General features: G+C 36.5%; 22 protein-coding genes and 1 riboswitch. Of the genes, 11 read left to right on the plus strand and 11 right to left on the minus strand.

Annotated elements, in window-relative coordinates:
* Nucleotides 1-12: 12 nt before the first annotated feature.
* The 9 genes from thiM to gutQ all read right to left on the minus strand — a co-directional run bounded on the left by thiM (nt 13) and on the right by gutQ (nt 8,338).
* Complete coding sequence (thiM, locus tag AC5LWZ_RS04175; RefSeq protein ID WP_493464173.1) at nt 13-786, minus strand: hydroxyethylthiazole kinase; 774 nt, start codon at nt 784-786, stop codon at nt 13-15.
* A gap of 60 nt (nt 787-846) precedes the next feature.
* Nucleotides 847-948: riboswitch (TPP riboswitch) on the minus strand.
* 50 nt (nt 949-998) lie between these two features.
* A complete protein-coding gene (gene trkA / locus AC5LWZ_RS04180) occupies nt 999-2,360 on the minus strand; it encodes a Trk system potassium transporter TrkA (protein WP_086363737.1) in 1,362 nt (453 codons plus the stop codon).
* 124 nt (nt 2,361-2,484) lie between these two features.
* The gene (trpS, locus tag AC5LWZ_RS04185) at nt 2,485-3,480 is read right to left on the minus strand and encodes a tryptophan--tRNA ligase (protein ID WP_110448380.1); all 996 of its coding nucleotides are present in this window, start codon (nt 3,478-3,480) and stop codon (nt 2,485-2,487) included.
* 23 nt (nt 3,481-3,503) lie between these two features.
* Nucleotides 3,504-4,199: a phosphoglycolate phosphatase gene (locus AC5LWZ_RS04190; protein WP_493464025.1), complete on the minus strand. Its 696-nt coding sequence runs from the start codon at nt 4,197-4,199 to the stop codon at nt 3,504-3,506.
* Nucleotides 4,192-4,869, minus strand: a complete 678-nt coding sequence (gene rpe / locus AC5LWZ_RS04195; RefSeq protein ID WP_110448379.1) for a ribulose-phosphate 3-epimerase — start codon at nt 4,867-4,869, stop codon at nt 4,192-4,194. Before rpe ends, AC5LWZ_RS04190 begins: the two co-directional genes overlap by 8 nt.
* Nucleotides 4,870-4,910: 41 nt before the next feature.
* On the minus strand, nt 4,911-5,732 hold the full coding sequence (locus AC5LWZ_RS04200; RefSeq protein WP_110448378.1) for a Dam family site-specific DNA-(adenine-N6)-methyltransferase: 822 nt from the start codon (nt 5,730-5,732) through the stop codon (nt 4,911-4,913).
* 49 nt (nt 5,733-5,781) lie between these two features.
* Nucleotides 5,782-6,603, minus strand: coding sequence for an SPOR domain-containing protein (locus AC5LWZ_RS04205; protein WP_198221976.1), 822 nt, complete (start codon nt 6,601-6,603; stop codon nt 5,782-5,784).
* Nucleotides 6,604-6,669: 66 nt separating this feature from the next.
* The gene (gene aroK / locus AC5LWZ_RS04210; RefSeq protein WP_034901329.1) at nt 6,670-7,191 is read right to left on the minus strand and encodes a shikimate kinase AroK; all 522 of its coding nucleotides are present in this window, start codon (nt 7,189-7,191) and stop codon (nt 6,670-6,672) included.
* A gap of 184 nt (nt 7,192-7,375) precedes the next feature.
* Nucleotides 7,376-8,338 (minus strand): arabinose-5-phosphate isomerase GutQ, encoded by a 963-nt coding sequence (gene gutQ, locus AC5LWZ_RS04215; protein ID WP_294883610.1) that lies wholly within the window; start codon nt 8,336-8,338, stop codon nt 7,376-7,378.
* 624 nt (nt 8,339-8,962) lie between these two features.
* Between gutQ and AC5LWZ_RS04220 the strand changes: the two genes are divergently transcribed.
* Nucleotides 8,963-10,306: a hypothetical protein gene (locus AC5LWZ_RS04220; RefSeq protein ID WP_493464026.1), complete on the plus strand. Its 1,344-nt coding sequence runs from the start codon at nt 8,963-8,965 to the stop codon at nt 10,304-10,306.
* 160 nt (nt 10,307-10,466) lie between these two features.
* On the opposite strand, the gene AC5LWZ_RS04225 is transcribed toward AC5LWZ_RS04220, so the two are convergent.
* Both AC5LWZ_RS04225 and AC5LWZ_RS04230 read right to left on the minus strand, forming a co-directional pair.
* Entirely contained in the window at nt 10,467-11,090 is a 624-nt protein-coding gene (locus tag AC5LWZ_RS04225) for a LysE family transporter (RefSeq protein WP_198246910.1), read from the minus strand.
* Nucleotides 11,087-12,529 (minus strand): LTA synthase family protein, encoded by a 1,443-nt coding sequence (locus AC5LWZ_RS04230; RefSeq protein WP_493464027.1) that lies wholly within the window; start codon nt 12,527-12,529, stop codon nt 11,087-11,089. The genes AC5LWZ_RS04225 and AC5LWZ_RS04230 overlap by 4 nt, the downstream gene beginning before the upstream one ends.
* Before the next feature lie 266 nt (nt 12,530-12,795).
* On the opposite strand from AC5LWZ_RS04230, the gene AC5LWZ_RS04235 reads away from it, so the two are divergent.
* The 10 genes from AC5LWZ_RS04235 (at nt 12,796) to AC5LWZ_RS04280 (ending at nt 22,267) form a co-directional block, all read left to right on the plus strand.
* Nucleotides 12,796-13,434, plus strand: coding sequence for a nitroreductase family protein (locus AC5LWZ_RS04235; protein WP_493464028.1), 639 nt, complete (start codon nt 12,796-12,798; stop codon nt 13,432-13,434).
* 10 nt (nt 13,435-13,444) lie between these two features.
* On the plus strand, nt 13,445-14,632 hold the full coding sequence (locus AC5LWZ_RS04240; protein WP_306245062.1) for an FTR1 family iron permease: 1,188 nt from the start codon (nt 13,445-13,447) through the stop codon (nt 14,630-14,632).
* A gap of 139 nt (nt 14,633-14,771) precedes the next feature.
* A complete protein-coding gene (locus tag AC5LWZ_RS04245; protein WP_065578501.1) occupies nt 14,772-15,335 on the plus strand; it encodes an iron transporter in 564 nt (187 codons plus the stop codon).
* A gap of 98 nt (nt 15,336-15,433) precedes the next feature.
* Nucleotides 15,434-16,684, plus strand: a complete 1,251-nt coding sequence (locus AC5LWZ_RS04250) for a Fe-S-containing protein (RefSeq protein ID WP_198246914.1) — start codon at nt 15,434-15,436, stop codon at nt 16,682-16,684.
* A 22-nt stretch (nt 16,685-16,706) separates the two neighbouring features.
* Complete coding sequence (locus AC5LWZ_RS04255; protein ID WP_198199120.1) at nt 16,707-17,993, plus strand: ABC transporter permease; 1,287 nt, start codon at nt 16,707-16,709, stop codon at nt 17,991-17,993.
* A 10-nt stretch (nt 17,994-18,003) separates the two neighbouring features.
* Nucleotides 18,004-19,149 carry an ABC transporter permease gene (locus AC5LWZ_RS04260; RefSeq protein ID WP_493464029.1) on the plus strand — a complete coding sequence of 382 codons (1,146 nt, stop codon included), beginning with the start codon at nt 18,004-18,006 and terminating at the stop codon, nt 19,147-19,149.
* Between the two features lie 11 nt (nt 19,150-19,160).
* On the plus strand, nt 19,161-19,820 hold the full coding sequence (locus tag AC5LWZ_RS04265) for an ABC transporter ATP-binding protein (protein ID WP_065614032.1): 660 nt from the start codon (nt 19,161-19,163) through the stop codon (nt 19,818-19,820).
* Between the two features lie 20 nt (nt 19,821-19,840).
* Nucleotides 19,841-20,308 (plus strand): DUF4418 family protein, encoded by a 468-nt coding sequence (locus tag AC5LWZ_RS04270; RefSeq protein ID WP_198199122.1) that lies wholly within the window; start codon nt 19,841-19,843, stop codon nt 20,306-20,308.
* An 82-nt stretch (nt 20,309-20,390) separates the two neighbouring features.
* A complete protein-coding gene (locus tag AC5LWZ_RS04275; protein WP_086320505.1) occupies nt 20,391-21,602 on the plus strand; it encodes an ABC transporter permease in 1,212 nt (403 codons plus the stop codon).
* Nucleotides 21,602-22,267, plus strand: coding sequence for an ABC transporter ATP-binding protein (locus AC5LWZ_RS04280; protein WP_294913189.1), 666 nt, complete (start codon nt 21,602-21,604; stop codon nt 22,265-22,267). Before AC5LWZ_RS04275 ends, AC5LWZ_RS04280 begins: the two co-directional genes overlap by 1 nt.
* The last annotated feature ends 11 nt before the right edge of the window (nt 22,268-22,278 follow it).

Consider the following 22,278-nt stretch of genomic DNA (forward strand, 5'->3'; position numbering starts at 1 on the left):
ACATCCTTATTTTTAGTTTTGATTGAATCGTGAAAGATGATCAATAACAGCAATGGCGAAACTACCTAACCCTTGCTGTTTATTAGCGAGCTGTCCTGCTTTTTTCATCATAAAACAGGCTGTTGCAGTAGCGGTTAAACGATTACTAGTGGTTGCAATAAATGCTGCTACCATCGCAGATAACGAACAGCCTGTGCCGGTTACTTTAGTTAACGCGATATCGCCACCGACAATACTATAAATTTGTTCACCATCTGTGACATAATCTATCTCACCTGTTATTGCGACAATGGTTTGATATTTTTGTGCTAATAGTATTGCTGCATTTAATGCAGAATCGGTAGAATCAAGTCCATCAGGCCCTTTCGATGATGATTGTTGACCACTCAATGCGAGAATTTCAGAGGCATTTCCTCGAATAACACTTGGTCTAAAGGTTAACAGTTGTTTGGCAACTTCAGTACGGTATTTAAGTGCCGCACCAACCGCTACAGGATCCAGTACCCACGGTGTCTGCGTCTGTTCAGCTTTTGCTGCAGCTAACAACATACTATTTGCGCTGTGCTCATCAATGGTACCAATATTAATTAATAAGCTACTGGCAATAGTTACAAAGTCCTCAACTTCTTGTTTCGCAACGACCATTGCTGGTGAAGCTCCAATGGCTAATAAGACATTGGCGGTAAAATTCTGTACAACATCATTGGTAATGCAATGGACTAACGGTCGTTGTTGTTTAACTTGCTCAATAAAGGGAATGGCATCATTGTTTTGGAATAACTGAATGGTAGACATATTCTTTCCTTATTTATTATTGATATTAAGGGAAGAATGTGTCAAAACGAATAATTAAGACGAAGACTTCCCTACGCTGGTATGAGCCAGATCAGGTTCAACGGGTAAAATCTCAGTTTTTTGTAGTAACAAAAAACACCCCGAGTCAAAAAACAATTAATAAAAACAGTTTTATTATGTACTGAGTTTATATTTTATACAAGCTATTGTAATAATCTTTCGATATCGCTAATAGATCGTCTATCTGGTAAGAAAATGATTAAGTGATCACCATCTTCGATCATTAAATCGGTATTAACAATAATCACATCTTCACCACGCACTACAGCACCAATAGTTGCCCCAGAAGGTAATTTTAGACTGTTAATATTTTTACCTACTAGTTTAGAATTTTCAGTATCACCACGAACAATCACTTCGACAATTTCCGATTCACCTTGCCGTAGTGAGACAACTTTTACTACGCCATTTTGTCTTACATGACTGAGTAATTCTGAAATAGTGGCATGTTGTGGTGAAATGGCAATATCAATTACGCTATCGTTTATTAACTCTAAATAAGCTTGTCGTTGAATAAGTACGATGACTTTTTTTGCTCCCATTCTTTTGGCAAGCATTGACGACATAATATTTGATTCATCATCACTCGTCACTGCAACAAAAAGGTCGGTAAGTTCCACTTGTTCTTGCGATAATAGCTCTTGATCCGATGATTCACCATGTAATACGGTAGTATTAACTAACTGCTCGGCAATTAATTCTGCTTTTTCGGCATTACGTTCAATCAATTTAACTTGATAATCGTTTTCTAATCGCTTAGCTAAAGCAACAGCAATGCCGCCACCACCACTAATGATTATTCGTTTATAAGGCTTTTCTAACCGTTGTAATTCACTGGTTACCGCTTTGATGTTAAGCGGTGGGGTAATAAAGTAAACCATATCCCCAGCTTCAATCAAGGTTGAACCAATCGGACGAATAAAACGATTTTTACGATAAATAGCTACCACGCGAGCTTCGACATGAGGTAAATGTTCTTTTAGCTCTGATAATTCACTACCCACCAATGCACCACCATAGTAAGCTGTGACGGCAACTAAGCAGACTCGATTATCATAAAATGAGGCAAATTGTAGTGCGCCAGGATATTGCACTAGCTGGCTGATATGATTGGTGATTAGATTTTCTGGGGCAATAATATGGTCGATATTAATACAATCTTTATTAAAAAACGAGTATCTTTCATCATTATATTCAGGCGCTCGAATTCGTGCCACTTTTTGAGGGATATTGAACATTACATGCCCAATTTGACAAGCCATCATATTGACTTCATCAGAATTGGTAACAGCGACTAACATGTCGGCAGATTCTGCACCAGCACTTTCTAATACTTGTGGATAAGATGATTTTCCACAAATAACTTGTAAATCAAAACGTTCTTGCAATGATTGCAATTTGTCATGATCTTCATCTACAACTGTCACATCGTTCTGTTTTTCAGTAACCAGATATTCGGCAAGAGCACTACCTGTTTGACCTGCACCAAGAATGATAATTTTCATAACTAACCTATGATAATCAAAAAGGCTTCAATGGCATTTATCATTAATAAAAACGATAATGTTTTTAGTCATTAAAGCCAATTGATATTGTTTAGCGTTAATTGCAATCTAGTTTTACGGTTAATTATACAAAACCGATTGCGTCATAAACTTTTTTCAACGTTGGCTCTGCTTTTGCACGAGCTTTTTGTGCACCTTCTTGCATAATTGTCAGAAGATAATTTTCATCATCACGATACTGATGATATTTCGCTTGTAAACCAGTTAACATATCAATAACTTGATTTGCGACCTCGGTTTTTAGATGGCCATACATTTTACCTTCGAATTCTTTCTCAAGTTCAGCAATAGGTTTACCCGTAATACCGGTTAAGATATCTAACAGATTTGATACCCCCGCTTTGTTTTTTAAATCATAACGTACGACAGGTGGTTCATCAGAATCGGTCATTGCCCGTTTAATTTTCTTCTCAACATCTTTTGGATTTTCAAGTAACCCAATAACATTATTGCGATTTTCATCTGATTTAGACATTTTTTTGCTAGGATCTTGTAACGACATAACCCGTGCGCCAACTTTAGCAATAAATGGTTCAGGAACAGTGAAGATATCGCCATAAAGGGCATTAAAACGCATAGCAATATCGCGAGAAAGTTCAAGATGTTGTTTTTGATCATCACCAACAGGAACTAAATTAGCTTGATATAACAAAATATCGGCAGCCATTAACACTGGATAATCAAAAAGCCCAGCATTTATATTTTCTGAATGACGAGAAGATTTATCTTTAAATTGTGTCATACGACTAAGTTCACCAAAATAGGTATAACAGTTTAATGCCCAACCTAATTCAGCATGTGCAGGCACATGGGATTGCACAAAAATAGTACTTTTTTGTGGATCAATACCACAGGCTAGATAAAGTGCTAATGTATCAAGTGTTGCTTTACGTAACTTATTAGGATCTTGGCGTACCGTGATCGCATGTTGATTGACGATACAATAAACGCAATCATATTCATTTTGTAAAGACACCCAATTCTTTAAAGCACCTAAATAGTTGCCTAATGTTAGTTCTCCTGATGGCTGAGCGCCACTAAATACAATTGGTTTACTCATAATTTATTCCTAATTTTAACTTATTATTTTTTTGCATCAGCTTTTGGCTGAGGTAGTAGGGTTAATATATCTTGAAAATCATCAAATAAAAAATCGGGTTCACTTGTTGCAATTGATTCGCCATAATTATAACCATAACTTAACGCAACAGTAGGGCAATTAGCATTTTTGGCAGCGGTAATATCATTTTTCGAATCACCAACAAATAATAACTGATCATTGTATAATCCCAATGTTGCCATGACTTGATAAAGCGGAGCAGGGTGTGGTTTTAATTTAATTACATCACCACCGCCGAGTACTAATGAAAAATACTCTTTGATACCTAATGAGCTTAGTAATCCCGGTAAAAATTGTGCCGGTTTATTAGTTACAAGCGCTAAAGGGTAATGATTTTCATAAAGAGCTTTTAAGGTCTGTTTTACATGAGGAAACAATGTTGTCTGCTCATCCATAACCTTATCATAATGCTGACTAAATATTTGTTTAGCTTCAGCAAAATATTCTTTTGACGGATTAATATCAATAGCTTTGAAAACGCGTTCAAGCATCACATCAATACCATTACCTACCCAGTTTTTAACTTGTTCATTGGTAACTGTTGGTAAGTTTAGATCTGCCAACATTTTCTGGGTTGCTAAAGCAAGTCCAGGTACGCTATCTACTAATGTTCCATCTAAATCAAAAGCGATAGCTTGAATATCATCTAATTTAGCCATGTTTTACTCCTGCTAACTCTTTACGCATTGCATCAATTACCGTTTTATAGTCAGGTTGACCAAATATCGCTGAGCCAGCAACAAACATATCGGCTCCTGCCTTGGCAATTTCAGCTATATTATCTACTTTTACACCGCCATCAATTTCTAGGCGAATATTTTTACCTGAATCAATAATGCGTTGTTTAACTTGCTGCAACTTTTTAAGCGTTGCTGGGATGAATGATTGACCACCAAAACCTGGGTTAACACCCATCAATAAAATAATATCAACTTTATCCATCACATAGTCTAAATGGTCAAGTGGTGTTGCCGGATTAAGCACAATACCGGCACTGCAACCATGATCTTTAATTAATTGTAATGAACGATCTAGATGAATTGTCGCTTCCGGATGAATAGATATGTTTGTTGCTCCAGCTTTGGCAAAAGAGGTAATTAGCTCTTCAACTGGAGAAACCATTAAATGGACATCAATTGGTGCACTAATTCCATAGTCTCGCAATGCCTTACAAAACATACTACCCATTGTTAAATTGGGAACAAAATGATTATCCATCACATCAAAATGGACAACATCCGCTCCTGCATCTAATACTTTTTGGGTATCTTCACCAAGACGAGCGAAATCGGCGGATAGTATTGATGGTGCAATAATAAATTCATTCATAACATACCTCTACTCATAAACACCTTATACTTAAAAATAGCTTAGGATTTTTGGTACAAGGCCAATATTTCATCAATTTTTTTGCGTCCTTCGCCAGCGCAGCTAATTGAGCGCCGCATTTCTGCTCGGTAAAGATGGCGCGCTTTACTATATAACGTTCTGGTATAGTGAGTATCATGATTTGATACCAGAACTGGAATCTCTTTTTTATAGGCAATTTGCTCCGCTAATTGTGACAACCTTTGATGTTCATCAAACCCAAAATTATTAGAATAGTAGGCGGTAAAACCTGCTGTTTCATTAGGTGATAAATAAGGTGGATCACAATAAATAACTGAGTTACGTTTCGCCATTTTCATCGCTTTATGATAAGGCGTACAGACAAACTCAGCATTTTGTGCCTTTTTGGCAAAGAAATAGAGTTCCCTTTCCGGGAAATAAATAGTCTTGTAACGGCCAAATGGCACATTAAATAAACCACTATTATTATAACGACATAGGCCGTTGTAACAGTGACGATTTAAATAGACAAATAAAAGCGATCGCAAATATTGATCTTTGCTATAATTAAACACGTCACGTAGTTGATAAAATGCTTCAGCCTGATTATTTTGATCATTAAATAGTAATTTAAGATCATTAATGAACTGCTCCGGATTGGATTGTAATAACTTAAATAGTGCAATTAGATCATGATTGATATCAGCTAAAATATAACTTTTGAAGTTAGTATTTAAAAAAACGGAACCAGCGCCTACAAAGGGCTCAATGAGTTGTTCACCTTCCGGTAGATACCGTTTTATAGTGTCTACAAGCTCATATTTTCCTCCAGCCCACTTTAAAAAGGCTCGTCGCTTCTTCAACGGAAACTCCTATTTTGTCATTGGTAGGATATATGAACGATATCCTTTACTATTTTGCCGATTTTTCTTTATTAATCGTTGCGCCAGATTTAACCCAAGGTTTATCTTTTTTTAGTGCATCAGGTAAAGAGTTGATTGCCTTTTTAGCTTCAGCAGCAGAATCATACGTACCATTAACTAAAATAAACCATTTGGCATTATTTCGTTTAGTTTCATAAATTTGGTAATTGGTTAAATTATGTTTTTTTGCTAATTTTTTTAAACCTTCAAGCGAAGTTGATGCACTAAGTTGAATCGAAAACTGATTACTCTTTATTTTGTCAATTTTAGTCAGGTTATTATTTGCTTTAGATTCAACCTTGTTCGGCGAGGTTGGTCTATTATTCACATTATTATGCGATAAATTATTATCCTGATGAGTATTCTGGTCAATCTGTGACTCAGGTTTACTCTCTGGTAAAGGTTGACTGTTGGCTCCATTACCATTATTACCGGTCAATTCGCTACTGTTTTGTTGTTCATTAACATCGGTAATTGGTGCCGGCGCCATAGGCGCTGGTACCGTACTAGATGCTTGACCTTGAGTTGTATCTGTTGCAACGTCATTGGCTTGCGTTGTTATGGTTGGTTCAGGTTCTTGTGTCGTCGAAACACCGCTAACTTCAGGTGGAGTTAGTGGGGTAGGTGTTTTGGGTTTTGACGAACGCAATAACATTGCGCTAATTAATAAGACAATAATAACAATAGTTAACCCCATAATTATCAATTTCTTTTTCGAATAATGCTGAAAAAAATTGGCAATACTAAATGAGGGCGTAGACGGCTTATTGGATTGTTCTGATATATAACGATCATCTTTATCTACACGCATATTAACTCCTTAACCTATTAATAGGTTTAATGCCTTATAACCAACCATGGTTTATCGATCAATGATTTAAATTTGTTCTATTTTATCAATGATATATCCAGCAACACCTTTAGCACTTTGCTCATCGGTTTTAATTGTGATGTCAGCAATTTCTTCATAAAGAGGATCTCGTTCCTGAGCTAATTCTTCATAAAGTTCGCGAGGGGTATTGCCACCTTGTAATAAAGGACGACGTTTATCTTTTTGTGTTCTTGCCATTTGTTTTTCAATTGTTGTTTCTAAATAAACGACAATACCGCGTGCTGATAAACGATTACGCGTCTCTTTCGATAGTACTGAACCACCACCGGTAGCAAGTACTACACCTTGTTTTTCAGTCAATTCATTAATGACTTTCTCTTCTCTGGCTCGGAATCCGTCTTCACCTTCTAAGTCAAAGATCCATGCAATATCAGCACCTGTACGTTTTTCAATCTCTTGATCAGAGTCAAAAAATTCCATGCCTAACTGTTGTGCAATTTGTCGGCCTATTGTGCTTTTTCCTGCCCCCATTGGGCCAATTAGAAAGATATTTCGCTTTTCTGCCATTGTAGTTTCATCATCTATTAATTTTGGTTAAAATTTACAACACAATATCAATTTTCAATGATTTTTATCATCATTTTACCTTTGAATTGTGTAACTTTCTTGGATCTCCGTCTAACGACAAAAATTTAGGTCGGTAATTATCTCAATAGATAGCCCTATTTTGCAACAGGTATTTACTAATCAGTTAACTTATCCCCGCTTGATGTAGGTCATGAATATTAAGTGCTCCAACTAATTCACCTTGATTATTGACTACTGGCGCAGCTGTAATATTATGATCATTAAATGTTTTTAAGGCTTCGACCGCTTTCCAATTTTCCGGTATTTGATATCCTGGACTGGTCATTACTTCGATAATATTGTCTTGTAGTGTACCATGTTTTAATAGTAATCGACGCAAATCCCCATCAGTAAAAACGCCGACAATTTTATTATCATCTCGGCATATTGCCACTAATCCTACACCCGTTCGACTTAATTCTAACATCGCATCGAGTACCGTTGCTGATTGTGAAACTTTAGGAATTAAATCGCCTTTTCGCATAATATCTTTTACGTGATTTAACAATTTAGCGCCTAGACTACCAGCAGGATGTGAACGAGCAAAATCTTCTTCTTTAAAACCACGAGCTCGCATAACGGCAATAGCCAATGCATCACCCATTAATAATGTATTGGTTGAACTTGAGGTTGGTGCAAGTCCCATTGGGCATGCTTCTTTCTCAATTGAAATGTCTAATACAGCTTGTGCTGCTGTCGCAAGTGGCGAATCAAGTCCACCAGTAATAGCGATAACCGGAATATTCATGGCTGCAAGGATTGGTAAAATAAATTGAAACTCCTTTGCTCGACCAGAATAAGAGATCAAAATTACTACGTCGTTTTCGGTTACCATGCCTAAATCACCGTGTAAAGCTTCAGAGGGATGCATAAAAAAAGCTGGACTACCAGTACTAGCTAATGAAGCGGCGATTTTTTTTCCAATATGTCCTGATTTACCAATACCTGACACGACAACTTTTCCCTTGGTGGACAAGATGAACTGACAAGCTTTAATAAAGTCTTTGCCAAGCCGTGCTGGTAACTTTTGTGCTTCGTGAAGTTCAAGTTCAAGAAGTTCTCGACCATATTGTAACAATTTATCCATGTTTACTTGCCTATAGAATTAAATTTACACAAAAATTAAATTTATAATCAATTTTATGATTATATTTAATCAGATTATGTTAGATAGTCTAACAATTAACTATTGAATATTCAAAAAGCTTTTAGAATTAAAAAACAAAATTAGTGAAAGAATATTTAAGAACGTTTTTTTAATAGCAAAAAAATTGAGGAACTGGGTTTTTTAAAGGGTTAAAACTCTATTTTTTAGACTTCAGTCAGTAATAATATTTACAAAATTTAACAATTTAATCGTTAAATAAAGTTGCGTAGATCTTTTTTATTACTATACTTTATAGATGATTTAAACCGCACTATTCGACGAGGAATTAGGCAGTTTAAATAAGATAAAGTTAAATAAAACATAGGATTACTTGACAATGAGCGTCGAAATGGATTATAATTTACAACACCCAACACCCAACACCCAACCTGCCAAACTTATCCTTTAAATTGGTTTAGTTTTAACAAGCCAAGTTCATTATTTCTGCATAGTCAGTTTTATCAGCAAAATTTCAGATCACTATTAAGGTCATTTTTATTCTCGCCGTTTTTGTTAACTTTTCTGTTTATTCTATTCCTGTCATTTTCATTTAATAGTCAAGCGTTGTCGGCTCATACGACAAATGTTATTCACGGTACAGCGCCATATTTGACTTTTGATGGTGGACAAACACGGGTCACTGATACTAATAATTTATTAGCTATAACGTTATCGAATGGTGAAAAAATTACTCCAGAAACAAATAATTCTTCGGTAACACCTATTGTGTTACCCAATGCAGGGGAAAGTTTTGCCAATATTGGCATGATGATACCAACTAATAGCAATTCAATTTCGTTAACTTCTCTTATTGGTTCACCGTATAACTATTGGCGAGATGATGATGGTGATGCTAGTATTACGGCTACGGGTGATCTAAGTTTATCTATTGTTGATAAGTTTAATCAATCTGTGTCACGTAATACTGTACTAACAATTTGTAACTCACCTTATAAAGTCAAATTAACTAGTACTAAAGGCATATTACAAACCCGTTATGGTGTGCCAAATAGTAGTAATTTTAGTGCCAGTAGTGTGACTTATTACATTAACCCTAAAGCAACACCCGTGGTTTGTTTTGCTAAACCTGATTTAGAATTTGGTAAACTAGAAAATTTTACTGATGGTGTTCATGATTTCCGCGGGCCACCCACAATGTGGAATGAAAATAGAGGGTTTATTCCACAGTCTACAGACCCATCGTCTTACCATTTAAATTTCCCGACAACAGGTATGTATGATATATATTTTGATTTAGAAATTGGTGGTAGTAACCAAGCCTTATCTTGGTCTTCAGTTACTGATGGTGATGGCAGAATTAGCGTTATCTTTTCGAATGTATCAAATACAAATGTTCGCGTTCAATTAAAAGGGCCTCATGCCCGGAGTAGTCAAGAGAGAGAGTCAAAGAATCCTCGTAAGGTAGCTATACCATCATTACCCCAGACTTTTGAACTAGTGGGTAGAGATAGTCGTGGTAATCAGGTTGTTAAATATGGATTTAAGTTAAAGCAGTGGTTTATTGATAGACACACTGTGAGTGGTAATATTCCCAATAATCACATAGATTGGTGTCAAAAAATAGGATATCGTCTTGCAAATGTTAGTGATTATACTAATGCATCTTGTCAGGGGATTGGTAAATATTTGTGTGACAAATATTCTGCTGGTCTAGTCGGTGCTTTGCCTTCATCACCTAATAATTTTTTTCAGCGAGTTATTGGTGCCGGATTATTTTCGGAATGGGGCCATTTGTATAACTATGATATTGCAAAGCACGGAGAAGCCTACACGACAGCAGATACCAAAAGAGCATTCCACTATGTAGGATCGGGTTCTGGTTCGATTGTAGCCACTTTTGATCTCATCAAATTCAGTAGAGCGCCAGGTGCTTGTGTTTATCCTTAGTAATGATTTTTGGCTTTATTGTCTATTTGAATAGTAACTTAAAGTAGTTTTATAGTGATGACGATAAAATATTTAGATAATCTATTTCCGCCCTTGGGCGGATTAACTATTGCCGAACGTTATTTTTCAAGAAAAAATTCAGCAATGGTTTTTTGAAGTATTAAAATCCCAACGCTACTTTAACCCCTAGTAAGATCAATATTACACCTAATAATTTATCAATAATAAATTGAAGTTTGAAATAACGTCGCTGGACGATTTGGGTTTGAAAGATAAATACAACCAATGGCCACCAAAGTAGGGCTTCAAGGCAAATAATAAATGCAACAAGCAATTTGTCCATTATAGTTGAATCAGCATTGAGCAGTTGGGTAAATATAGCCAGAAAAAACAGTGTCGCTTTCGGATTTAGTAAGTTACATAATAGCCCTTGCATAAATGCCGCCTTTGCGGTGACATTAATCTGCTGAGTTTGTTTGCTGACATAAGTGGTAGCACTACTTTTAGCCAATAACGCTTTAATACCTATCCATAGCAGATAAGTGGCGCCTGCATAACGCAAGGCATTATATAGCCACGGGGTAGCGGTGATTAATACCGCAATACCTGCCACACAATAGCTCATATGAATGGCGATCGCGCTTATCACCCCTAAACAGGTCATTAATGCCATTTTTCGGTTATAACTTAAGCTATTTTTTAAGACCAGAAAAAAATCTGGTCCAGGGGATATCATGCCTAAACAGCTAATAGTGATAACTAAAATTAAGGTATCGACGCTCATTTTTGTACTTGTGCCGCATTGTTTAATGTCGCGATATTCGATTTATGTTGTTCAATAAACTGTTTTTTATCAACGTTCTCACCGCTTAAGTAATCGGTTAAAAATTTTGCATTGGTTTTAATTTGTGCACCATTTAGAATCAATCTCGGTAAATCAATTTGATAAATACTTTGATTGGGTGATTTTTTTAAATCATCAATATTTGCATTGGTTAACAAATAGAGTTTGCGCTCTTTTTCTGATAACTTTTTCACCGTTTCGGTACCTGCCCCCATCATTAAATGGTCAGGGAAGATGTAAAACACAGTGTTGTCTAATATACCTTGCTGTTTTAGGTGGTTAATAAATTCCCCTAAATTATAATCGAGCGAAGCGGCTACAAAAGACATATTATCTGGTTTTGGGCTGATTACTGATGTCATGCGCTCATCATTAAAACCGTTTGGAGCATGAGTTGAGACTGTTGAGATAAATAGCGCAAAGGGTTTATCTGCATTTTGCAACTCTTGTATTTGCTGTTTAGCAATGTCTAGTATATCTTTATCATACAATCCAAATGGTGCATTTGGATATTTGCCTACATAATTTTTTTCTGAAACGACTTGCATGCCTATTACTTCGGCGGTGTGGCCAATTCCTGCGAAATCCGGACCAGCCATAACATAGCGAGTTTGATAACCGGCTTGTTTTAGCACATCACCTAAAGTAACCAATTGGGTGGTATTTGCACCTTTTAATGGTGAAGTTGAGTGTTCTCCGATTAAAAATGGCACACCAGTCATATAAGTATACATAGAGGCTGTTGTCCATGTACTACCTGCACTCATTGGCATATTAGCGAAGAAAGTGTATTGTTGCCTGAGTTGTCTTAAATTTGGCGTGATATCTGCAAAATCCAAAAATCCTTGTTCGAAAGATTCTAATGACAACACAATAACATTTTTGCCTTTTTGGCTATCAAGTTGTGATTTTTCAACATAATCATTCATATTTAAGTTTTGTAACGCTTGGGCAAAAGTTGCTTTTGGGGCGCAAGTAACTTGATAGATTTCATAAGCACGACTAATCGGGCCGTTATGATAACTAATTGAGGCAACGGCAACGATGACTAATAGTAATCGCCAGTGTAATTTATATTTATGGCGAAACCAGTTAGCTAATTTGCTGAGGATAACCACTAATCCCAAAAATACCACAATCACCAATAGCGCTTGCAGTTTAAAGATGAATAATCCTTCAATAATATCATTCACGTTCAGATTGACGTAAAACTGATAATCAATAAATCCACCACTAAAATAAATTGAGGTAAGCTCCATCACAATAATAACTGTCATTAAAATGATGGTGAATAATTGCCATTTTTTTTGTTTAAAAAACGAAGCTAAACTAATGGTTAAGATAAAAAGTGGTAAAACAATTAACGTCGATAATGGCATAACAATCAATACTCATTTTTACTTTAAAATTTAAAAATTGTCTCAGTATATACTTAATAAGCAGAAAAATAAAAATCGGCATTGATTGGTTAATACCTTAACCAGTCCTTTGCAGTCAATGTCGATTTCTACTTTATCAACTATATCAACTATTTTACTTAAGTTATTTTACCTTAATGATAATAATTATTGTTTGTTGTTGATAATTGAAAGCATTAGCAATAAGATAGCTAACAAATATTTGCAACAATTTTAAGGTCTATGCCATGTTGTGCTGGTTACGCAATGTTACAATTGCTTTATCAATGTCTTTGTTTTCTTTATCAATAAGTTATGCTGATATTACTTTACCTTCGCCACAAATGAAAGATGGCATGGGGTTATTTGATAGTCTTAAAAAACGTGCTTCAACTTCAGGCGGTGGGTTTCCAACCGGCATGGTTTCTGATGATGAACTATCAAGTGTGCTTTGGTCGGCAACGGGATTAAATCGAGGTAAAAATGGTTGGACGGTGCCAATGGCTAATGGTAAGCAACCTTATGTTCGTCTTTATGTAGCAAGCGATAAAGGTGCCTTTTTATATGAATGGGAAGGACACTATCTTCGTGAGATAACTAAGCAAGATATTCGTGCTGACATTGGCATGCAAAATTTTACTAAGCGAGCACCATATATTCTTATTTTTGTAGCTGATGGTGCGAATCTCAATGATTTTGATGCACAAAAAGCCAATGATTTTAGTCAAATTGCGGTTGGTGCTATGAGTCAAAACGTCTATTTGTCAGCGGCGGCATTAAAACTTAGCACTCGTTACATCCATTCAATTAAACCTGAGATTATTAGTCAATCGTTACAATTGCCAGAAAACAGCAAACCAATAGGGATAATGTTGTTAGCAAAATAAGGAGTAAGCAGTGAAAAGGTATTTAACTTTAATGTTACTACTGATTGCCAGTTTAGCGATTTTTAGTTCCCCTTCTTACGCAACTGAAAAGAAGTATGCAAGCTGGAATGCGATTGTGGATGAGATGGATATCATTTTAAATGATGCTTATAACATCTATTTCATGAAAGACAGCGAGGCTGCCAAAGATCGAGTAAACAATGCTTATTTTGGCTTTTATGAAAAGCATGGTGTTGAACGAGCGGTAATGTCTTACATTTCCGGTAAACGTGGCACTGATACCGAATACCAATTTGCTAAAATTAAACGATTAATGAGTCAAGGCGCGCCTAACAAAGTCGTGCGAACCGAGATTGATGTTATTTTGAAAATGCTCCACGAGGATGCTAACGAGTTAGATGGTAAAAAAGAGAGTGGTTGGAGTGTCTTCTTTGCCTCATTTATTATCATTTTCCGTGAAGGATTAGAGGCGATACTGGTGATTGCGGCCATTTCTGCATATTTAGTTCGTTCAGATAATAAGCCAATGCTTAAAGTCGTCTATCTAAGCAGTTTATTTGCGGTGTTTGCCAGCGTGTTAGCTGCTATCGCCTTGCATACTATTGTTGGTTTAAGTGGTGCCAATCAAGAAATTATGGAAGGTGCCGCCATGTTACTCGCAACAGTGGTGCTGTTTTTTATAAGTAACTGGATGCTATCTAAGTCAGAATCGAAAGCATGGAAAAATTATGTTGAAGGTAAGGTGCAAAGTGCGGTATCAACCGGAAGCAGTTTTGCGTTAGGGTTTGCTGCCTTTTTAGCTGTATTTCGTGAAGGAGCGGAAACGATCATATTTTATCAAGCTATGTTAGCGGATGCTAAAGATCACATGGATATGGTGTGGTATGGACTAGGTGTTGGTACCATCGTGTTGACTTTGGTATTTATTGTTATCCGCTTTGGCAGTGTTAAATTACCGCTTAAACCATTTTTTATTTGTACCAGTGCATTAATGTATCTTATGGCGATAGCCTTTGCAGGCGGTGGTGTGAAAGAGTTACAAGAAGCGGATATTATTTCGGTCACCCCAGTAGATTTTGTCCATTCAGTAGAGGTATTAGGCATCTATCCAACGGTTGAAACATTGGTGCCACAGTTAGTCATGCTAGTTGTCGTGATGCTCTCTATTATGTATTACAAAAAATATCATAAAAATTAAATAATATTATTATTCTTGGTGTAATTTAAACTTGAATAGTAATGAAAACATTGGCAGTAATTTGTAATTGATTAGTTATTAATTTATTGACTAATTATTAAAGAGTAAACAAGTTGTTAAAAAAATTAAGGAGTTTTCAATGAAAAAACTAATTATTTCTGCTGGTATTTCGTCAATACTTGCACTTTCTTCAATGGCAAATGCAGCTGCGCCAGCACCAGGTGAAGAAAAAGGTTTTGAAGAGTTTCCAATCGGTGAAGAAGTCACTGTTGGTCCATTACATATTGGTGCGGTTTACTTCCAACCTGTAGATATGGAGCCTGCTGGTATGGGTGGCTTACCTGCTTCTAAGTCAGATATGCATATCGAAGCCGATATTTCTGCTGCCGAAGGTAATAAATTAGGTTTTGGTGTAGGTGATTTTGTCCCTTACTTAACTGTAAAATATAAAATTCAAAAACAAGGTAGTGACAAAACTATCGAAGGTAATTTTATGCCGATGAATGCATCAGACGGCCCACACTATGGTAACAATATTAAGTTAGATGGTGCTGGTAAATATAAAGTTACATTCACAATCGAAAACCCTGAAAAACAAGGTTATTTATTGCATGTAGATAAAGAAACGGGTGTTGAAGGTCGTTTCTGGTCTAAACCAATCGAGGTTTCTTGGGACTTTGACTACATCCCTCGTGCATGGTAATGATTATTTTTAAATGAGTTAACTCAATAAATATTTAGCTAAACCATTGGCGAGTGTAACAACTCGCCAATATACGTTGTAATCTTTAGGCAATCGTTATGCTCCAATATCTTATCAGTATTACCGATAATACTTTTGTACCTGTGATCATATTGGCACTTGTTAGTGCAGTGTTTGTTCAGTCAAACCTTTATAGTGGTAAAAAATATCTTATCATTGGTTTTTTATTGGGAATGCTGGCGGCAATCATTTATGCCATCTTAAAGCGTAATACCGGTATTGCTGTTCGAGAGTACTATGACCTTGGTGTGATTATTCCTTGGTGCATCATTGTCATTCCATTGCTTATCAGTTGGTCGCTCAGAAATTCGTTTCAACAACCTATTATTAAGATTCTATTGGCTGTATTAACTGCAGTTGCCATAGGGCTGATTACAGCTCAATGCTTACCGAATATTTTACTGTACCCATTTGGATTTGATGTTGGCATGGAGTCAATATTCAATAATGATTATCTGTTTAAATGGGTTGGTTATGGCTTTGCTCTATTAGTTTGTGGTTTAATTGGCTGGTTGATTTATCGCCTTTGCGCTAGGTTATCAACTCGATTGGTGATGGTGATCGCGACATTTGCCATTATTATCTTTACCATTCAAAATGCCATTAATCTACTACAAATATTAATTGTCAGACGATTTATCTCACCGCAACAATGGATGATGGATTTGGTGATTTTTATTTTAGCTCATGTCAATTTGTTTACTTTTATCTTTATGGTGTTGGTATTACTACTCACTGTTTTATTATATACCAAAGCAAAAACCACCTCGCTGGTTGGTAATAATCCCGCTCAAATACGCAAACTTAAAGCAAGTTTACGTCGTGATCGTCGTACATCATTGTTGTTAATGGCGGGAGTGGCTATTACTGCCTACACCGTTACTCGTGCTCGTTATATATTTGAAAAAGGGGTCGAACTCACCCCTGCTGAACCGGTTACGCTAAATGCTGATGGTTTAATTGTTATTCCATTAGAACAAGTTAATGACGGCAATTTGCATCGTTATGGTTATCAAACAACCGATGGCACATTAGTAAGATTTATTGTGATTAAGAAAAGCGAAAATGCTTATGGGGTTGGTTTTGATGCTTGTGATATTTGTGGGGCAAGTGGTTATTATCAACGAGGAAATCAAGTTGTCTGTATTTTATGTGATGTCGTGATGAATATTGCGACTATTGGTTTTTCTGGCGGTTGTAATCCCGTTCCACTTAAATATGAGATTTTAGATGGCAATATGATTATTCGACCTACGCATCTTGAAGCTGAAAAAAGTCGTTTTAAGTAAATGGTTTTAAAAGGAAGAAAATATGTTTCGTAGAATGTTACTTAGCGTGTTAGTTCGTCAAAAAAAGAAGCTATTTTTAATCGCCTTAACTGTTGCTTTAGGTGTGTCGCTGGCGACTGCCATGTTAAATGTAATGTTTGATGTCGGTGATAAAGTTAATCAGGAATTAAAAGCCTACGGTGCTAACTTAAATATCGTTCCCAAAGGGGCTGCATTAGTTAATGAGTTATATCAACTGGATAATACTGATACACAAGCTGCTATTCAATATATCAAGCAAGATGATTTAGTAAAGATTAAGATGATCTTCTGGGCATATAATATTGTTGATTTTGCACCTTATCTTACTACACAAGTAACAGTTAATGATAAACCAGTTACCCTCGTTGGAACTTGGTTTAATAAACATCTGACTATTCCAACTGGTGATGAGGTTGACACTGGCATGTTAGCTATGAAGTCATGGTGGTCAATTGAAGGCAACACTATGAAGGATGATAATTTGCAAGGTGTAATGGTGGGTGAGACTATTGCCACGCAATTAAATCTGAAACTAGGCGATAGCCTTGAGCTAATTTCACCATTAACAAATAAAAAAGTGACTTTAACTGTAAATAACATCTTCCACAGTGGTGGAATCGAAGATGCTGAGCTTTATGTGTCACTTCCTGTTGCGCAAAATCTGGCTAATAAAGACGGTTTGGTTGAACGGGTAGAAGTGAGTGCATTAACCACGCCTGAAAATGATTTAGCCCGTAAAGCAGCACAAGATCCTAATAGCTTATCACGAACTGAATGGGATACATGGTACTGTACCGCTTATATTAGTTCGATAGCCTATCAATTGGAGGAGTTAATGCCCGATGTTAGAGTTAAAGCAATTATGCAAGTCGCTGAATCAGAAGGATCAATCTTACAAAAAACGCAGTTATTAATGCTATTGTTAACTGTTTTATCCTTAATTTGCTCGGCGCTAGCAATATCCAATTTAGTTACTGCCAATGTGATTGAGCGTAGTACTGAAATTGGTTTATTAAAAGCGTTAGGAGCAACAAATATTTCGGTAGCGATGTTAATCCTTACTGAAATACTGATCATTGCTTTACTCGGGGGGATGGTTGGTTATTTTGTCGGTCTTGGCTTTGCGCAAATTATTGGGCAAACGGTATTTGGTTCGTTTGTTGAACCTAAGATGATAATTATTCCACTGGTGTTAATTATGGTAAGCATGATTACATTATTAGGTAGCTTACCGGCATTACGTATTATGATGTTTTTACGCCCAACCGATGTGTTGCATGGTCGGTAAGTGAGGCTAAATGATGATGAATAAAAATCAACGCTTTATTTTAAAAACGCTGCTTAGTTCGTTAATTCGCCGTCGTTCCCGGATTGCTATTGCGTTACTCGGTGTAGCGATAGGAGCCACGGTTTTACTTGGTATGGTTACACTTTGTTATGATATCCCAAGACAAATGGGACAAGAGTTTCGCTCTTATGGTGCTAATCTGCTGTTGATGCCGGCTAATAATCAACCTACCATGCCAATGGCGGAAGTAAAAAAAGCCGTTAGCTTACTCCCGCAAGATAAGCTATTAGGGGTTACCCCATTTCGTTATGACTCTATCCGCAGTAATCAACAGCCTTATACCATTGTCGGCACGCAGTTTGATCAAGTTATCAATACTAGCCCTTATTGGAAAATAGAAGGTGAAGTGCCGAAAAATCCAAATGAAATTATGATCGGTACCGATATTGCCCATTTTGCTAAGCTTAGCATTGGTAGTACCATACCAATTTCAGGAAAATCTAAACAAAATTCGCGCTTCGATGAAGAATTAACTATTACCGGCATCGTTAAAACCGGTCGAGCTGAGGATAACTTTATCTTTATTGAACTCAATGATCTTGAAACGTTACTCGAAGAAAATAATCAAGCCGAAGTGGTCGAAATAAGTATTACGGCAACGCAAGATGAGTTACAGCGCTATATTCAAACCATTAAAGATAATTCCAGCTCGGTCGAACCTCATCTTATAAAATGGGTTACACAATCGGAAGCATCGGTGCTCGGTAAACTGTCATCTTTACTCTATTTGGTTACACTAGTGGTGTTAATTTTGACAATGATCTGTGTCGCCACCACTATGATGACCGTCGTCATGGAGCGCCGTAAAGAGATAGGTCTGAAAAAGGCTATTGGTGCAACCAATAAAAGTATTGCCAAAGAATTTTTAGCCGAAGGATTAATTTTAGGTATTGTTGGTGGCGTGATAGGCGTAATTTGTGGTCTGATTTTTGCCCAAGTAATCAGTGCTAATGTATTTGGGCGATCAATTGTAATTGAATTTTATTTAATACCAACAACGATTATTATTTCGGCTGTGGTAACCATTATTGCGTGTTTGATTCCAGTAAAACGTGCACTTGAAGTTGAACCAGCATTAGTTTTACGTGGCGAATAGGATAGTAAAGTATGAATATGCTCGAAGTGAATAATGTTTCTAAAATCTATGGCTCATTACATGCCTTGTCTGAAATTAACTTAACCGTTGAAGAGGGTAAATGGTTATCTATTATGGGACCATCAGGCAGTGGTAAAACAACCTTAATGAATATTATTGGTTGTATGGATAAACCGTCATTAGGCTCTGTGATTTTAGATGGACAAGATATTACCCAGTTGTCATTACCACAGCTGACGGAAATTCGCCGTGATAAGATTGGTCTAATCTTTCAACAATTCCATCTTGTTTCCTATTTAACTGCATTAGAAAACGTAATGGTGGCGCAATATTATCACAGTATGGTAGATGAAAAAGAAGCCTTACAGGCATTAGAACGAGTTGGACTTGCGGCACGGGCCAAACATTTACCGCGCCAATTATCTGGTGGTGAACAGCAAAGGGTCTGTATTGCTAGAGCATTAATTAATTATCCAAAACTAATTTTAGCTGATGAGCCAACTGGTAACTTAGATGAAAGTAATGAAGCAATGGTTATGAACTTACTACATCAACTTCACGAAGAAGGAAGTACAATCATCGTTGTTACGCATTCGCCTGAAGTATCAAAACATGCGCAGACTACGGTGGTTCTTGAACATGGTAAGGTAGCAAGTATTATCAATAATTAATGATTAAAGGGTCTATATTTATGAAAAATCGCATTGTTTCATCTGTATTGTTTATATTCGTTGGGGCGCTACTTATTTTATTTCCGCTTTATATTTTACCTGTCTGCCCGTTACCTGATGCGCAAGCTATACCTGCTACAACGATGGCAGGGGATGGGCATATGCATTCAACTCCAGGTAAAATCATGAAATGCTTTTGGACTGCAAGGGCTGAAATTGGTATTGGTAGTTTAGTGATTGCCATTGGTGCGTTAGTACTATTTAGTCGCTCACTATTTGTCCGTATGGGATTGAGTATGGCGTTAGCTTGCACTGCAGTTTTAGCGGCAGCTATTCCAACTATTTTAATCGGTGTCTGTGGCAATGAGATGATGCGTTGTAATATGGGTGCCAAACCTGCACTGATTTTATTAGCTATCGTTTTAGTAATTGCAGCAATTAGCAATGTGCTCTATTTGAATAAACAAGTAAATAAACAAATAAGATAAACAGTATTAAGTAAGTATCAACAATCAACATTAGTCAATATCAGCCTTAATACAACAAGATATAGAAAACGAGAACTAAAACATGCAAGAAAAACCGATTACTATAGCAAATTTAGCATGGCGAAACATTCAAAGACGACCATTTCGGAGTTGTTGTTTGATTATCATTATTATGCTGTTTTCCGCTACGCTATTTGGCGGTAGCGTGTTAATGAAAAATCTGAGTTTAGGTATTTCCGGTATGGCTAATCGTTTAGGCGCGGATATTCTTGTTGTACCTTACGGTTATGAAAAAAATCTTGAAGTTGCATTGTTACGTGGTGAACCAAGCAGTTTTTATCTAAAAGCGGATTTGATGGATAAAATTAAAGTAATCAAAGGGGTTAAAGCTGTCTCCCCCCAACTGTTTATCGCTTCATTGAATGCTGGTTGCTGTACATCTAAAGTACAACTAATTGGTTTTGATCAGCAAAGTGATTTTGTAATCAAACCTTGGTTGCAAACGCAGTTAAACCAACCATTGAACAATAATCAGGTTGTTGTTGGTAGCAAAATTACCGCCAATGTCGGTGATGAAATTAAGTTTTTTAATCATCCATTTAAAGTCGCAGCCAAAATGGATAGTACCGGAATGGGCTTTGATACCTCTGTATTTATGACAATCCCGACGGCACAGTTACTGATGAAAGAAGCGAACCTAATTGAAGGCGATACTGAACACTTTGCTAACTATGTATCATCGATTTTTGTTAAAGTCGATCCTGATTATCAGCCTAAAGATGTTGTTAATCAGATGATGCCGAAATATGCTATTGACTACAATATTGATTTTGTGATGACCAAAGGCATGTTAAGTAATATTTCCAAGTGGCTAAATGGTTTTTCAACTATTGTCTATAGTTTATCGGCAATTTTCTGGGTATTGGCAATTATTGTCATCTTTGTGATATTTTCATCATCACTTAATGAACGTAAACGTGAAATAAGTCTATTACGTATTTTAGGCGCTTCACGTAGTGATCTGGTTAAAATGTTACTGCGAGAATCGCTTATTATTAGCGCTTTAGGTGGTATTGCAGGTATTGTGATTGCTGGTGTATTGATTTATGCCTTTAGCTTATTGATTTGCCAGTCGATAGGTTTGCCATGTATGAACATTTCCATTACTGACGGATTTATTTATGCATTAATGGTATTTATGTTGACGTTAATTATTGGTCCACTGTCTAGTATTTATTCGGCATTATCGTTGACTAAATTTGATACTTATCAAACATTAAGAGAGGGTGAATAATGTTATTGGATGTCAAAAACCTTCGCAAAGATTATCAACGTGGTTCGCAACATTTCTCCGCGGTAAATAATGTTAGTTTTTCAATGGCACAAACCGACTTTATCACTATTATGGGCAAATCAGGCAGTGGTAAAACGACGTTACTTAATATGATTGCTGGGTTATTGACCCCGACTCAAGGTAAAATTACCATTAATGGTACCAACTTATTTGAACTTGATGATAAACAGGTATCAGCATTTCGTAATCAAAATATTGGCTACATTCCACAAGGTAGTAGTTTATTACCCAATTTAACCGCACTGGAAAATATTCGCTTACCATTTTATTTAACTAAACGGGAAAACCAATCTAGCTTAAATTATGCACTGGAGCTGCTTGAAAAGGCTAAAATTGGCTACTTAAAAGATACTTATCCCGCGAATATGTCGGGCGGTGAAATGCGTCGAATTGCTATTTTACGTGCGCTGATTTGTCGACCAAAATTAGTGATTGCCGATGAACCTACCAGCGATCTTGATGAAGAAAGCTCCGCACAAATTATGGCATTATTAACCGAGATTCACCAACAAGGTACAGGACTATTAATTGTTACTCATGATAATGATGTAGCAAATTATAGCCAAAGAAAGTTAAAAATGTCCTCGGGTAGATTAATTGATTAATTAATTTACCT

It is taken from the genome of Gilliamella sp. LMG 34362, from assembly GCF_984569125.1.

Bases quoted from the DNA above. Each gene is read 5' to 3' on its own strand.
- AC5LWZ_RS04280 (WP_294913189.1), top strand. From the start codon at position 21,602: ATGTTATTGGATGTCAAAAACCTTCGCAAAGATTATCAACGTGGTTCG.
- AC5LWZ_RS04265 (WP_065614032.1), top strand. From the start codon at position 19,161: ATGAATATGCTCGAAGTGAATAATGTTTCTAAAATCTATGGCTCATTA.
- AC5LWZ_RS04230 (WP_493464027.1), bottom strand. From the start codon at position 12,529: ATGCCATTATCGACGTTAATTGTTTTACCACTTTTTATCTTAACCATT.
- AC5LWZ_RS04245 (WP_065578501.1), top strand. From the start codon at position 14,772: ATGAAAAAACTAATTATTTCTGCTGGTATTTCGTCAATACTTGCACTT.
- rpe (WP_110448379.1), bottom strand. From the start codon at position 4,869: ATGAATGAATTTATTATTGCACCATCAATACTATCCGCCGATTTCGCT.
- trpS (WP_110448380.1), bottom strand. From the start codon at position 3,480: ATGAGTAAACCAATTGTATTTAGTGGCGCTCAGCCATCAGGAGAACTA.
- AC5LWZ_RS04260 (WP_493464029.1), top strand. From the start codon at position 18,004: ATGATGATGAATAAAAATCAACGCTTTATTTTAAAAACGCTGCTTAGT.
- AC5LWZ_RS04205 (WP_198221976.1), bottom strand. From the start codon at position 6,603: ATGCGTGTAGATAAAGATGATCGTTATATATCAGAACAATCCAATAAG.
- gutQ (WP_294883610.1), bottom strand. From the start codon at position 8,338: ATGGATAAATTGTTACAATATGGTCGAGAACTTCTTGAACTTGAACTT.
- aroK (WP_034901329.1), bottom strand. From the start codon at position 7,191: ATGGCAGAAAAGCGAAATATCTTTCTAATTGGCCCAATGGGGGCAGGA.
- AC5LWZ_RS04235 (WP_493464028.1), top strand. From the start codon at position 12,796: ATGTTGTGCTGGTTACGCAATGTTACAATTGCTTTATCAATGTCTTTG.
- AC5LWZ_RS04190 (WP_493464025.1), bottom strand. From the start codon at position 4,199: ATGGCTAAATTAGATGATATTCAAGCTATCGCTTTTGATTTAGATGGA.
- AC5LWZ_RS04250 (WP_198246914.1), top strand. From the start codon at position 15,434: ATGCTCCAATATCTTATCAGTATTACCGATAATACTTTTGTACCTGTG.
- AC5LWZ_RS04255 (WP_198199120.1), top strand. From the start codon at position 16,707: ATGTTTCGTAGAATGTTACTTAGCGTGTTAGTTCGTCAAAAAAAGAAG.
- AC5LWZ_RS04225 (WP_198246910.1), bottom strand. From the start codon at position 11,090: ATGAGCGTCGATACCTTAATTTTAGTTATCACTATTAGCTGTTTAGGC.
- AC5LWZ_RS04270 (WP_198199122.1), top strand. From the start codon at position 19,841: ATGAAAAATCGCATTGTTTCATCTGTATTGTTTATATTCGTTGGGGCG.
- trkA (WP_086363737.1), bottom strand. From the start codon at position 2,360: ATGAAAATTATCATTCTTGGTGCAGGTCAAACAGGTAGTGCTCTTGCC.
- AC5LWZ_RS04275 (WP_086320505.1), top strand. From the start codon at position 20,391: ATGCAAGAAAAACCGATTACTATAGCAAATTTAGCATGGCGAAACATT.